Here is a 14269-nt window from a genome sequence, read left to right as displayed (position 1 = left end):
CATAGTCGTAGGCTACAAGGTAGGCTAAGCGTTTTCAATAGTGACATGGCGGCTTTTGCGCCAAGCATGACACCAAAGTAAATCCTAACAGTATAATCGTTGTTGATAGCACTTCCCTTACTTAGGCTTTACTTTAATATAAAATGCCTAGATTGAGACAGTCAACTGGATATTGTTGGTATTTTTCCTCCATTTATTGGGGGCGAGCTTTTGAGAGGGGAAAGGAACTAATCAAATGATTGATTATATGGTTATATAGTGCCAGGTGTATATTGATTTTTGCATCATACATAAGATTACAAAGATCCAGTAGATTTCCATGAAGACAAACTTACATTCGGCAAAACAGCCAAAATCTTTTTTGAGGTAACACAGATCGGTTGATGTAGCTCAACCAATTTTTCCTACTTTATGTAAAAAATACCGCCTTTTTTCAGCCGATATTTTCGAGAACATTAGTCAGCTTGACCGACCATATCATTCTAGAAATATGCGAATGAACAGGCGAGTTGTCAGTAATCGAATGTAACAAAAAAGGAGCATTTCTGCTCCTAGAAGATTGCCACCCAGCTAGACAGGCAAGTCTAGGTGGGTGAAAGTCGTTTTCTTAAAAAATAAATGAAGCAGATGCATCTTCTATATACTTAGTATAAAGAAAGCTTGTAGAAAAAATATTACTTACTTTCTCTACAAGCTTAGGAGCGTTTCCGCTCCTCATTTGGTTTACATTTTTTCCGGCGCTGCTACTCCGACAAGGGTAAGGGAATTTTTCATCGTAATTTGCACAGCTTTTACTAAAGCGAGCCTTGCCTTTGTTTCTTCCGGCTTATCTTCATTCAATACTTTTTCAGCGTTGTAATAGCTGTGGAAAGCCGACGCCAAATCAAAAATATAATTTGTGATGCGATGCGGGATGCGTTTGGCAGCCGCTTCTGCTACTTCTTGCGGAAATTCACCAAGCTTTTTGAGCAGTTCCACAGCCTTTTCGCTTTTCAGATTTGAGAAGTCAATGTCACTCTCAATAGACAGGCCTTTCTCTTCAGCCGAGCGCAATATGCTGCAAATCCGGGCGTGGGCATACTGGGCATAGAAAACGGGATTATCATTCGATTCCGCCACGGCCAGGTCGAGGTCAAAGTCCATATGTGTATCCGCGCTTCTCATCGCAAAAAAGTATCGGACAGCATCTAGGCCTACTTCTTCAATCAAATCACTCATTGTGACAGATTTTCCAGAACGCTTGCTCATTTTCACTCTTTCTCCGTTACGATATAAGTGAACGAGCTGAATGATTTCCACCTCTAGGCGCCCAGGATCAAATCCCAATGCTTCAATCGCCGCTTTCATCCGGGGAATATAACCATGGTGGTCCGCCCCCCAAATGTTGATCAGCTTATCGAAACCACGGTTCAGTTTATCCAAATGGTAAGCAATATCCGGCGTGATGTACGTATAAGTACCGTCTTTTTTGATTAATACACGGTCTTTATCATCGCCAAAATCTGTAGAGCGAAACCATGTCGCCCCGTCTTTCGTGTACAGATGACCTTTCTCCTCAAGCAGTTCCAACGTGTCCTTTATTTTTCCACTTTCGTACAAAGACGTTTCGGAATACCACACATCAAACGTAACCCGAAATTGTTCCAGTACGTCTTTCAATTTTTTCAGTTCAAAGTCCAGGCCGTATTTGCGGAAAAAGCCAATCCGCTCTTCCTCGCTTTTATGGACAAATTCATCTCCGTACCGTTCTGCCAATTCTTTCCCGATTTCAATGACATCCTGGCCATGATAACCGTCTTCCGGCATTGCTTTATCCATTCCGAGCGCCTGAAAATAACGGGCTTCCACCGACAACGCAAGATTATGTACTTGGTTACCGGCATCATTAATATAATATTCCCTTGATACATCGTAACCCGCCATATCCAAAATATTGCAAAGGGAATCCCCTACAGCTGCTCCGCGGGCATGGCCCAGATGCAAATCTCCGGTCGGGTTGGCCGAAACAAACTCAACCTGAATTTTCTCTCGTTTTCCCGCATTGGATCGGCCATATTGATCGCCTTGTTCCAAAATAGCAGGCACCAAATCTGTTAAGTAACTATTATCCATGTAAAAATTAATAAAGCCTGGTCCCGCGATATCAATTTTCTTGATAGATGCCTTCGTTCCATCGAAATGATCTTTGATTTCTTCAGCGATTTGACGAGGGGCTTTTTTCGCCACTCTAGCCAGTTGCATGGCCATATTTGTAGAATAATCTCCATGCGATTTGTCTTTAGGTGTTTCCAAGATTACTTCAGGCAATTGCTCTCTTGCAGCCAAACCCGCTTTTAAGACGGCGTTTGCAATTTCCTGCTTTAAACTTTCCTGAATCTTCTCAACAACATTCATATAGTCACCTATTCCTCCTTATAATTGATCTCCATATCATATTCACCCGCATGGGCACCCTGCATAAACAAATCGTAATGCAGCTTTACAGTGCCTTCACATTTCTCGGCGCTTTCTTCAAAGAAGATGCCCCTCGTATTGGTCGATAACAAAAGGCTTCCAAATTCGCTCATGTGGGACCCGCTTTTTTGTTCATTCAAACAAAATTTGAGGCGCATGTCTATGACGCCTTTTCTTAAGATCGTGGCCTCATCCTCATCCACTTTTACAACTGAACGAACTGTCCCTTCTTCTTGGACTTCATCATATGTTAAATAGACTTTATTATTTTTTTTAAAATAATGTCCAAAAACGACCAATTCGTACGTTTCCTCTTCATCATCAAGCCGGATTTTTGTTATGAGATGGATTTTGACTGGTATTTCTGCTTCAGCCGTCAATGCCATCACTTCCTTTTATGCTTAATATAACCTTTATATTATAGGAAAAACCCGGCAGAAAGTCCATGGAACGACAATGTTATTTGCAAAAGGTTCATTTTTTTGCGTATTTTGTTTCGAAACAATCCAGTCGTCCCGCTTGCTAAAATCAGTTCATTGAAGGTCCGTTCTTATAATGTTGTAAGCCCTTCTTTTATTGTAAGATGCCACCCCCTTTTTAAAAATCGGCCTTATTTTTTACCAAATTACGCGCTTGATGAATAAATTTGGCCGTTTTCTCTCATACTGTTGAAAGAAGATTACTAGAATTTTCGGGGGTGAAAGGGATGGAGGCAGTAACAAAGGAAAAGACATGGAGAACGGTACGCATTTTTTTCTTTTTATTTTTAATGGGGGCAACTGCTGTTGGCATTTTGCTTCTATCTTTTTTCTTGTGGATAAAGGTGCTGGGTCCCCCTCCGCTCTCCATCCCACAATCGACTTTATATTATGCGGCGGATGGAGCGGTTATCGGGGAAAGCAACAGCGGGCAGAAAAGGTATTGGGTCTCGCTCGAGGATGTCTCTCCCGATGCCATTGATTCCATCATTGCGATTGAGGATCGGACATTTTATGAACATAAAGGTTTCGATGTAAAAAGAATAGGCGGAGCCATGCTTGCCAACATCAAATCCATGGGCAAAGTCCAAGGAGCAAGTACGATTACCCAGCAATACGCCCGCAATTTATTTTTAACGTTGGAGAAAACATGGACGAGAAAGCTGCTGGAAGCATTTTATACGATACGCCTAGAGTTTAATTACAGCAAGGATGATATTCTTGAAGGCTATTTGAATACAATTTCGTACGGTCATGGTGCCTATGGCATTGAAGCCGCCAGTCAATTTTACTTTGGAAAAAGCGCGAATGAGCTTTCTCTGGCGGAATCCGCCATGCTTGCTGGGATTCCGAAAGGACCGGGGATTTACTCTCCCCTTGTCTCACCTAAAAAGGCAAAAGAAAGACAGCATCTGATTTTAACGGCCATGGAGAAAACGGGGAAAATCTCTGCTGCAGAAAAAGAGACTGCGAAAAGGGAAAAGCTTCATTTCATCGGAAAACATCCGCACCATAAAACAGATTTCGCGCCCTATTTTTATGATGTTGTAAAAAAAGAATTGTCATCAAAAGCAGGCTTGGATAATCGGATTGTTGAACTCGGCGGCTTAAAAGTGTTTACGACATTGGATGTACATTATCAGAAAATTGCCGAAGAAATTGTTCAGAAAACCATATCCGATCAATCGGAAATACAGGTTGGATTTGCTGCGATGGAACCTGACACTGGATATGTCAAAGCGCTTGTCGGTGGAAGAGACTACAATGAAAGCCCGTTTAACAGGGCGGTGCAAGCAGTCAGGCAGCCGGGATCAACGATCAAGCCGATCCTTTACTACGCGGCATTGGAACGCGGATTTACACCATCCACAATGCTGCGCAGCGAACCGACAACGTTCAGATTAGACGGGATGCATCAAGAATATACTCCGCATAATTTTAACAACCAATATGCGAATGAAGAAGTAACGATGGCCCAGGCGCTTGCCGTATCAGACAACGTGTACGCCGTCAAAACTCACTTGTTCCTGGGACAAGAGGCACTGATCGAAACAGCCAAAAAAATGGGTATTCAATCCGAATTAAAAAAAGTTCCTTCCCTGGCACTGGGAGCATCGGGGGTGAAAGTAATTGAACTGCTCAATGCATACAGCATGATTGCCAACGGCGGGACACAGGTTGAACCCGTGTTTATCACACGAGTGGAAGATTACCGCGGGAAGGTCATCTACGAAGCACCCGCTTTTAAAGAGAAGGTGTTAAAGCCGGAACTCACATTTGTATTAAGCCATATGATGACAGGGATGTTTGATCCGAAGCTAAGCGGCTATGCCTCTGTAACAGGTGCATCGGTTGTCAATCAAATGTCCCGCGAATATGCCGGCAAGTCCGGTTCAACAAATGCTGACAGCTGGATGGCGGGATTTACCCCAAAACTGGCGTCCGTAGTTTGGACCGGATACGATCAAGGAAAAGAAATGACGTCAACCGCAGACAAGTTGTACGCCAAAAATATATGGATTCGCTTTATGGAAGAGGCTCTGGAAGGACAGGATGAAAAAGATCATGCCTTCTTGCCTCCGGCCAATACTGTAGCTGTCCCGATTGACCCGACAAGCGGAAAGATCGCCACTACCTCCTGCCCAGTATTTCGCAACACTTACTTTGTAAAAGGAACGGAGCCGGCCGAACATTGCATCATCCACTTGGAAGATGAACCTTTGGAAACATCTCCACGGAAAAAAGAAGCGAAAAAGCGGTGGTGGGAAAAAATATTCGAGTGACAGAGTGGAACAGTCAGCAAAGAATGCTCCTTTAAAAGGTAAAATGTACAAATGTTGATCTCACCATGTTTTTAAATAGAAGAAGAGGGTGTCCAAAAGCCGAAAGCTCGACTGATCGGACTCCCTCTATTTCAAAGTACTGATGACCGTTTTTTCGTTCTCTCTGGTAAACGGGCACGATCTGCCCGGAGTCATGATCAGATTTGCGGTTTCCTCCCTGGACGGGCCCGCTCAACCGAAAATGGGGAGCGGCTCGGCCAATTTATCCCTTAGGCATTCCGCTTTCTCATGTTGGCATCAGAAATCGGCTATGCAAATTGGCTTTTATACAGATCCGTATAAAATCCGTTTTGTTCCATCAGTTCTGTATGTGTCCCTTTTTCGATAATGTCGCCCCGATTCATCACGAGGATTACATCAGCGTCACGTATCGTTGACAGCCTGTGGGCGATGATGAAGCTTGTGCGGCCTGACATCAATTGATTCATCGCCCGCTGAATATTCATTTCTGTCCTCGTATCGACACTGCTTGTCGCCTCATCGAGAATCAACATTTTCGGGTCGGCCAAAATGGCCCGCGCAATCGTAATGAGCTGGCGCTGGCCCTGTGAAATATTCGAGGCATCCTCCTCCAGAACCGTATCATACCCATCGGGCAATGTCCGGATAAAGTCGTCGGCATAAGCGCTCTTGGCAGCCTGGATAATGTCTCGATCTGCCGCGCCATTACGCCCATATGCAATATTGTCCCGGATTGTTCCGTTAAAAAGCCACGTATCCTGAAGCACCATGCCAAACAGCGATCGGACTTGTTCACGCGTAAGATCGCGAATATCCATATCATCTATCCAGATGCTTCCGCTATCAACCTCATAAAATCTCATTAACAAATTGATAATTGTTGTTTTGCCGGCACCTGTAGGTCCAACGATGGCAATCTTTTGGCCAGGTTCCACTTCCAGGTTTAAATCTTTGATAATCGGTTCCCCTTCTTCATAACCAAAGCGAACATGCTCAAAAGTAATTTTACCTTGAACTTTACCAAGATCCTTATTCACCGGCACTTCCTGTTTTTCCTCCGGTTCATCCAACAATATAAAAATCCGTTCTGCCGAAGCGACTGCCGTTTGCACCATATTGGCGATTCCCGCAGCCTGTGTCATCGGATGCGAAAGTTGCTGTGAATATTGAATAAAAGCTTGCACATCCCCGATGCGAATGCTCCCGTTCAAAACAAGAAGACCTCCACAAATACTTACAAAGACAAATCCCAAGTTCCCGACAAATGACATCATCGGCATCATGATCCCGCTTATAAACTGAGCGCGCCAGCCGGACTCGTAAAGCCGTTCATTCACTTCATCAAATTCTTTTATCGCTCTTTTTTCATGTCCAAACGCCTTAACCACCTGGTGGCCTGAGAACATTTCTTCAATGTGCCCGTTGATTTTTCCCAGTTCCATCTGCTGCCCAACGAAATGCTTCTGGGAGAAGGAGGCAATCAACCTGATGACAAGGACACTCAATGGAAAAGTAATCAAAATCACAAGGGTCAATGTCGGACTAATCACCAACATCATGATCATGATTCCCGCAATGCTGATGAACGAGGTAATCATTTGCGAAAGCGCCTGTTGAATGGCGTTGTTAATATTGTCAATATCATTGATAGCACGGCTTAAAATATCACCATGCGGATGCCGGTCATAGTAACGGAGCGGCAAGCGGGTGAGCTTTTCATTTACGGCTTTTCTGAGATCAGCCGTCGTTTTCTGGGAGACCCCAGCCATTAAATATTGCTGTAAATAAGTAAAGAGGGAAGAAATAACATATAAACCAAGCAACAGCATGAGCAATTGCTTTAAGAAAGGAAAGTCAATTCCCGTACCGCCTGTAACACTCGCAAAAATGGAAGTCGTCGCATCCCCCAACAACTTTGGTGTAATGACGTTAAACAATGTTGAAAAAATGGCTGCTATAGTTACGAAAGTCAGTTGAACCTTTCTTGGTTTTAAATAAAACAGCAACCTTTTCAATGTTTTTTTAAATTCCTTAGGTTTTTCACCCGGGGCCATCCCATGTCGCGGGCCACCCGGCCCTGGACGGAAGCTCGGGCGCCTGCTTTGTTTACTCATGCCCCTTCCTCCCCGGCTTGTTGGGATAATACAATTTCCTGATAAACTTGATTTTCTGCAAACAGCTCCTTATGTGTTCCAATGCCTGCTATTTCCCCTTCATTTAACACAATGATTTGATCTGCATGGATGATCGTATTGACACGCTGGGCGACAATGATGATCGTAGCCTCTTTCGCAATGTTGAAAAGTTCACTCCGCAATTTTGCATCCGTTTTAAAATCTAGTGCTGAAAAGCTATCATCAAATAAATAAATGTCAGGTCTTCTAACAATGGCCCGCGCAATCGAAAGCCGCTGCTTTTGTCCACCTGAAAAATTCGCTCCCCCCTGCTCGACATACAAATGTAATCCTTCATTTTTTTCTTTTATAAATCCGGAAGCTTGCGCGATATCTAGCGCTTCCCACATTTCCTGATCGGTCGCATCTTCCTTCCCATAGCGCAAATTGTCTGCCACTGTGCCGCTGAATAACATCGCTTTTTGGGGCACATAACCGATCCTCTTCCTCAACTCTTGCTGGGAGATGTTCCGGACATCCTCCCCATCAATCGAGACAGTGCCTTCTTCAACATCATAAAGTCTTGGTATGAGTTTCAGAAGTGTTGATTTTCCCGAACCCGTGCTTCCAATAATTGCCGTCGTTTCACCGGGCTTGGCCTCAAATGATACATTTTTTAATACGGGTTTTTCGGCTCCGGCGTACCGAAACGAGACGTCTTTACATGTGATGACTCCGTTTAGGTTTCTCCTGGTTCTCGGTGTTTCCGGGTCCAAAATATCATTTTCCATAAGGAGTACTTCATTGATCCTCTTTAAAGAAGCTTGCGCCCGGGGAATCATGATGAAGCCAAAAGAAAGCATAATTAATGACATTAAAATCATCATGGCGTACTGTAAAAAGGCCATTAAATTTCCAACTTGCATGAGGCCCTGGTCAATCCTGACAGCACCGAACCAGACGATCGCGATGCTCGTGAAATTCATAACAATCATCATGACCGGAAAAAGAACGGCCATCATTTTATTGACTCGAATCCCGGTATCTCGAAAATCTTCATTCGCGGCATGAAACCGCTGCTTCTCATGTTCAACATTGTTAAAAGCCCGGATGACCCTGACCCCCGTCAGGCTTTGTCTGACAACGAGATTCAGTTTATCTGTCTTTTTTTGCAACGCTGCAAATAACGGAATGGCTTTTCTGGATATGAAAAAAATCAGCAACGCCAAAATCGGCAGTGAACCGAGAAAAACAACCGAAAGGCCCGGCTCCCTCGCAACCGCCAAAACAATTCCTCCAACGAGCATAAGAGGAGCGCGTGTCATCATGCGCAAAACCATATTTAATACATCTTGAACTTGCTTCACATCGTTCGTTGATCTTGTAATTAAGGAAGCTGTTCCGATTTTTTCAAACGTCTGGACAGAAAAATTTTCGACGGTGACAAACAAGTCCCGCCTGACATCTCTTGCAAAACCAAGGGCTGTCCGTGATGCAAAAAATGAAACCCCCGTCATGAGCAAAACAGCTGCCAATGCACAAATGACCATAAGGCCCCCGGTTTTTAAGATGTAAGGAATATCACCTTTTACAATTCCAATATCGACGACATTAGCCATGAGTGTCGGCAGCAGAAGCTCCAACATAATAGCTCCAAGTGTAAGCAGTACGACTAAGGAAATTTGTACATAATACTTTTTTATATGAGCTAGCAAGGTGATCACTCCCTATTCCTGTTCAAGATGAAAAGATGCTAGTAATGAGACTTTTTCAGTTTATAATGAAAAAGACTGAGAATCAAAACTTTGATTGGAGTGAAGAAAAGTGAAGTATCAGGCAACTCCTTATTTTACATTTGGTGGAAATGCGAAAGAAGCACTGGAATATTATAAGGATGTTTTCGATGGTGAGATAGTAGAAATCATGACCTTTGGCGAAGCAGATTTTCCGTCCCCTCCAGAAGCTGAGGAAAGAGTCATTCATGCGAAGTTTCAAAAAGGCAATCTTATTTTGATGGTATCGGATACTTTGCCGGAAAATCATATAATCTCTGGCAACCAAGTTTCGTTAACACTCGAATTACAAAGTGAGAAAGAGATCGAAACGATTTATCAGCGGTTGATTGAAAAAGGATCCATTTCCATGAAACTGCAGGACACTTTTTGGGGAGCGAAATTTGCAAAAGTAAAAGACCCATTCGGCATTATTTGGGATCTCCATTATACGAAGGCATAAACATGTATCCCTGTTTTTTATCGATGTATACTGAACCGACTTGAGCAGTTCTTCGAAAACATGGACAATCCGTAAGCGAAGTTTTTTCAGCTACTGGGATTGGCTTATGTTAACGAGGAGATAGGTATGAAAGACCGAGCATTGCTCCCACAAGGATAAAGGAAACGTCGCGACAAAGAATGCGTATAGCGGGAATATTGTTGAATCCTCTCACACCTACCTTCGAGCAAGCTCCGTGAAGCTATCCCGAAAAGGTAAACATCCCCATAATCTTTGCCGGAGAGTACAAAGTGAAGCCGGGAGTGGACAGATACTAGTCGAATCTTCACCACTCTCTCTGTCCCTAGTACTATGATAAGACCTTACAAAGCTCTTCTTGTCCTTGCTTGCCACGCCCGCACCAGGGCGCCTAGGCCGGCAGCAGGCTCAGGCGGCGACGTCCTGTCTCGCGGCTCTGGCTCAAATGGCCGCGTCCTGTCGCTTTGCCTGCACTTGGACTTCCTGTCCGGCAGATTCGGTCACGGTTAGGTTTTTTAGATAATGAGATATATAAAAGAACATTTTTTATCATTTTGAAACAAAAAGTGCTTGGGGTGTGCGGCCCCAAGCTTTTTTAAGCGCTAGCCAGCGCTTTTTTTTGTCCCAGTTTGCCATGTGCAAACTATCTTTAAGTTTACTTGCTTTCCCATGAATCGGCAAGCTGGCTTATAACATTTTTTTTTAACTGTCATAGATTGTTCAAAAAGATAGAAGATTGGACCATTTATTTAGCAAATTCTTTTCTTAGTTCTTCACTAGAGTTCAGCCACATTTTCTCATCGTGATTTTTCAAAAAGTCGGCGAGGACTTTTCTTGATCGTTGATCCATGTTGTGGACGATCACCCTCCCCTTCATTGCTTTATCTAAATGATTGACATGCTCCGGCATTGATTTATAGCCGCGGCGGGCGGGACGGTTGATCCACAGTTCACAAGCAGTAACTCCCGCATAATACGGGCCTTCTTCTTTAATGTCCACGGCGACCCATACGACCCAGTATTTCTTTGCTCCCTCTTGGGGGAACTCGCTTTTGTCTTTCAAATACTTAACACCGCGTTCCGTTTTACTGCGGGCATGCATTGCCTGCTCCTCAATCCAGACTTCTTCTTCCTCGACATCAATCATAATCGGTGTAATATTTTCCAGGCTGAGCGAACCGATTCCGAAGCCTTTATGTCCCATGGTAGGATCATCTTTAATGATATTGAACTCAACTTTTCTCTTTTTCTCCATTTCATAACTCCTCCTTTTCCCTATCACAAAAACAGCGCAAATACATTATGTATGCTGTTCACAAAAAAAGGGACGACCGTGTTTAAAATGGGGTGAATTGTATAATGTGACAGTGGAGTAATGACTAAAATTAAAAATATGATTGAACCGTATTGCTCATATTGCGTCATTTTTGCTCTTGCGCCCGGTGAAACAAGGTCTTGCACAATACGATACCCATCAAGCGGCGGAAGGGGCAGTAAATTAAACACAAACAGCAAGACGTTCATCCAAATAAACAGGTTGAAAAATTGGATTACAAAGATGGGCAGTTGCGCAGAAACACCCGTCACCATCAATATGAAAAATATGGCAGACCCGAGAACAGCAAGGGCAAAATTACTCACCGGTCCCATCAATGAAACAATAATGCCCGCAAGCCGGGGATTCTTAAAATAATAGCGGTTGACTGGCACTGGGCGCGCCCAGCCAAACCCGGCAATAAAGATAAGTAATGTCCCTATCGGATCAAGATGGTGCATAGGATTCAATGTAAGTCTGCCCTGTTGTTTTGCCGTCGGATCTCCAAATTTATATGCGGTATAGGCATGCGCGAATTCATGTACCGTAAAAGCTATGAGCAATACCGCCGCCACGATCGGAATTTGTTCCAGCGGAAACCTTAAAAATCTTTCCACGTATCCAGCCCCTTTTTAAAGTCTATTGTTCATATTATACAAAATAAATGAACTTTACTCATTCATTGTGTTTCTTTGCTTGAAAGGAGCGAGTGAAAAGCATACACTTTTTCATAAGAATCATATTTTCGGGGAGGAACAAACAATGCCATTGGTAACCATCAAAATGTTTGAAGGACGGACAGAAGAACAGAAAAAAGCATTGGTGGAAAAAGTAACGGAAGCCATTTCGGAAACAACGGGAGCTTCGGCTGATTCCGTAACGATTGTAATAGAAGAAATGACGAAAAACCATTATGCCGTTGGAGGCAAAAGATACAGCGACCTTTAATCGTTTAAATGGAAAGTGTCTGCCCAGATGTACTTGTTATTTGCTTATGTAACCTCCAACGCTAAAAAAAAGACAGTCTTTCCGAATGTTAATTCGGATAAACTGTCTTTTTCAATGATTGTATATAATCATAAGCCTCGTCAATCTCTTCCAAGGAGTAATTTTGTTTTCCTTTTAGCTCGGCAATTTTTTCTGCGACTTTATTTTTAGGAAGATGTTCGAAGTATAATATAGTCGAAACAAGCTCGAGGAATCGGGCGCTTTGTTCGTTCATATCGGTCAAACATTCTTCAAGAAGGGGGATATTGACCGATTCGGATTCCAAAAATTCACGACCCGATGACGTGATCATATAACGATATTGGCTGTATCCTCCCTTATCCTCTTTCTTTTCTTCAATAAAGCCAAAATTGCAAAGTTCTTCAACCCTCAGCGTCAATTCTTCAGAATAAGGCCCGTAAAAATGAAACTCAAACTTTTCTTCAAAGGGAAAATTCATTTTTTTTGCGATAAATATCATTTTTTGCAGTTTTTTTCTGCCGACAATTTCACCGGCCTTAGCAAAAACCGCCATTAATTTTTGATGATCGTGAAGCATAAATATCGTTCAACCCCCGCTACAGTTTTTCCAATACGTTCATTCGTATCTGTCTGCATTCTAAAATCTATGCAGGATAGAAAGAATGCGCTCAGCACTTTTATTTTCCCCAGACATGCGTTGGAGCAAATCTTTGGGATAATACAATTTATGATCGGTCCGCCTTTTTCCCGAAATCGCTTGGACAATCGCCGATTCCCTGGAAAGCTCGGAAAGTTCGCCATTAGGCATCAATAAATGAATCGGCAAGCGCTCTTCTTCCTCTCCCGGACGGTAAAAATCATAAGGCAAATCTGATGATGAATCAATCGCCAAATAATATTCCGGATCAATGCCCGCATCCCGAAATAAATCCTCCAGTTCACGTAGCACCTTATATTGTTGGGCCGGATCAAACTCTACATATTTAAACAAATTTCTGTTCATAAAGCGGTGACATAAATCACATAATATAGGGTCGTCCTCTTCTTCCCACATGTGGAAATAATACAAGATGACCGGTTCATCCAACTTTAAGTAATCGGCGAGTGTCACTTTTTCTTCAAATAAAGATTGAAAGTGTAAGGGCTCTTTCTTAAAGGAATACCCCAATTTGTACAGTGCTTTTACCCTTTGGAGTATTTTTGTTAAAATCACTTCGGCACTTCGGGTCACCGGATGAAAGTAAACTTGCCAGTACATTTGGTACCGGCTCATAATATAATCTTCAACCGCATGCATGCCGCTCCATTTAAACACGACATGATCCTCGCGAGGGCGCATGACACGCATGATTCTCTGCATATCAAAGTGGCCGTAGCTTACGCCGGTAAAATAAGCATCCCTTTGCAAATAATCCATCCGGTCTGCATCGATTTGGCTGGAAATCAAACTGATCACAAGCTTATCATGATACGTTTTTTGAATAACTTCAGCTACTTTTTGCGGGAAGTCGTCACTAATAAATGTAAGTACCTCGTTAACTTCTGTATCTCCGAGGATAATTTGTTTTGTAAAATTCTCATGATCAAGGCGAAACACTTTTTCAAATGAATGAGAAAAAGGTCCATGTCCTAAATCATGGAGCAAGGCGGCACAAAGTGACAGCAAACGTTCATCCGCATTCCATTCCGGCCGTCCTTCAAAAACTTCATCAATAATTTTTCTGACAATTTCATACACCCCAAGCGAATGGCTGAACCGGCTATGCTCAGCCCCGTGAAAGGTGAGATAAGTCGTGCCAAGCTGCTTAATACGGCGCAGCCGCTGAAATTCCCTAGTTCCAATCAGATCCCAGATGAGCTTATCCCTGACATGTATGTATCCGTGAACGGGATCTTTAAACACTTTTTCCTCGCTTAATTTAATGCTGGAATCCACTATCGGCTCTCCTCTTCCTATCTATCATGTTTTTATTATAGCGGTTTTCGACAAGTAAAGAAAGAACACCCGGCTACCGAAAAATTCACCTTTTTATAAAAGAATAGCCAAGCGCAAGCTCCTTCCACATTCACCTCTGGACTAAGCCACACTTATCAATCCCCGCACCAAGGCAAGTCTAAAACAGGAAAGTGGGTGTGAAACTCGTGCAGTTTCTTCAGCGGGTTAACACTATTTCATGATGGGATCAGTGATACTCAGGGCATAAAGATAAGTCAGCCATGGGAACCGGGGCTATCATTTCTTCGTCACATCCTTCTCGAAGCCTGCGTTCATTCTTTGTGCGTAATCATGCTAATTGTCCCGAGCGCTTTGCACTTCCCTGAATAGCAGGCACTAGGCGACGTCCTCGAAACCAGCGCTTGTTCTTCCTGCGATGAGATGCT

11 protein-coding genes are annotated in these 14269 nt (G+C 43.2%); 3 read left to right on the top strand and 8 right to left on the bottom strand.

Annotated elements, in window-relative coordinates; genetic code table 11:
- Nucleotides 1-723: 723 nt before the first annotated feature.
- Nucleotides 724-2394: an arginine--tRNA ligase gene (argS, locus tag MHB50_RS00395; protein ID WP_077109659.1), complete on the bottom strand. Its 1671-nt coding sequence runs from the start codon at nt 2392-2394 to the stop codon at nt 724-726.
- 8 nt (nt 2395-2402) lie between these two features.
- Nucleotides 2403-2834 (bottom strand): DUF1934 domain-containing protein, encoded by a 432-nt coding sequence (locus MHB50_RS00390; protein ID WP_083717229.1) that lies wholly within the window; start codon nt 2832-2834, stop codon nt 2403-2405.
- Nucleotides 2835-3160: 326 nt separating this feature from the next.
- Between MHB50_RS00390 and MHB50_RS00385 the strand changes: the two genes are divergently transcribed.
- Nucleotides 3161-5215 carry a PBP1A family penicillin-binding protein gene (locus MHB50_RS00385; RefSeq protein WP_077109661.1) on the top strand — a complete coding sequence of 685 codons (2055 nt, stop codon included), beginning with the start codon at nt 3161-3163 and terminating at the stop codon, nt 5213-5215.
- 308 nt (nt 5216-5523) lie between these two features.
- Here MHB50_RS00385 and MHB50_RS00380 read toward each other — a convergent pair whose 3' ends face one another.
- Nucleotides 5524-7290: an ABC transporter ATP-binding protein gene (locus MHB50_RS00380; protein WP_077109734.1), complete on the bottom strand. Its 1767-nt coding sequence runs from the start codon at nt 7288-7290 to the stop codon at nt 5524-5526.
- Nucleotides 7291-7346: 56 nt separating this feature from the next.
- Complete coding sequence (locus MHB50_RS00375; RefSeq protein WP_077109662.1) at nt 7347-9074, bottom strand: ABC transporter ATP-binding protein; 1728 nt, start codon at nt 9072-9074, stop codon at nt 7347-7349.
- 100 nt (nt 9075-9174) lie between these two features.
- On the opposite strand from MHB50_RS00375, the gene MHB50_RS00370 reads away from it, so the two are divergent.
- The gene (locus MHB50_RS00370; RefSeq protein WP_077109663.1) at nt 9175-9585 is read left to right on the top strand and encodes a VOC family protein; all 411 of its coding nucleotides are present in this window, start codon (nt 9175-9177) and stop codon (nt 9583-9585) included.
- A 763-nt stretch (nt 9586-10348) separates the two neighbouring features.
- On the opposite strand, the gene MHB50_RS00365 is transcribed toward MHB50_RS00370, so the two are convergent.
- On the bottom strand, nt 10349-10858 hold the full coding sequence (locus tag MHB50_RS00365; protein WP_077109664.1) for a YwhD family protein: 510 nt from the start codon (nt 10856-10858) through the stop codon (nt 10349-10351).
- 23 nt (nt 10859-10881) lie between these two features.
- The gene (locus tag MHB50_RS00360) at nt 10882-11535 is read right to left on the bottom strand and encodes a site-2 protease family protein (protein WP_205178884.1); all 654 of its coding nucleotides are present in this window, start codon (nt 11533-11535) and stop codon (nt 10882-10884) included.
- A 145-nt stretch (nt 11536-11680) separates the two neighbouring features.
- On the opposite strand from MHB50_RS00360, the gene MHB50_RS00355 reads away from it, so the two are divergent.
- Complete coding sequence (locus MHB50_RS00355) at nt 11681-11866, top strand: 2-hydroxymuconate tautomerase (RefSeq protein ID WP_077109666.1); 186 nt, start codon at nt 11681-11683, stop codon at nt 11864-11866.
- Nucleotides 11867-11954: 88 nt separating this feature from the next.
- Here the strand turns inward: MHB50_RS00355 and MHB50_RS00350 are convergent, their stop codons facing one another.
- Both MHB50_RS00350 and MHB50_RS00345 read right to left on the bottom strand, forming a co-directional pair.
- Nucleotides 11955-12464, bottom strand: coding sequence for a YwgA family protein (locus MHB50_RS00350; protein ID WP_205178882.1), 510 nt, complete (start codon nt 12462-12464; stop codon nt 11955-11957).
- Between the two features lie 60 nt (nt 12465-12524).
- Entirely contained in the window at nt 12525-13826 is a 1302-nt protein-coding gene (locus MHB50_RS00345) for an HD domain-containing protein (RefSeq protein ID WP_339165551.1), read from the bottom strand.
- Nucleotides 13827-14269: the final 443 nt, after the last annotated feature.

It is taken from the genome of Siminovitchia sp. FSL H7-0308, assembly GCF_037980985.1.
Taxonomy (GTDB): Bacteria; Bacillota; Bacilli; order Bacillales; family Bacillaceae_C; genus Siminovitchia; species Siminovitchia thermophila.
This window is presented reverse-complemented; position numbering and strand designations above follow the sequence as displayed.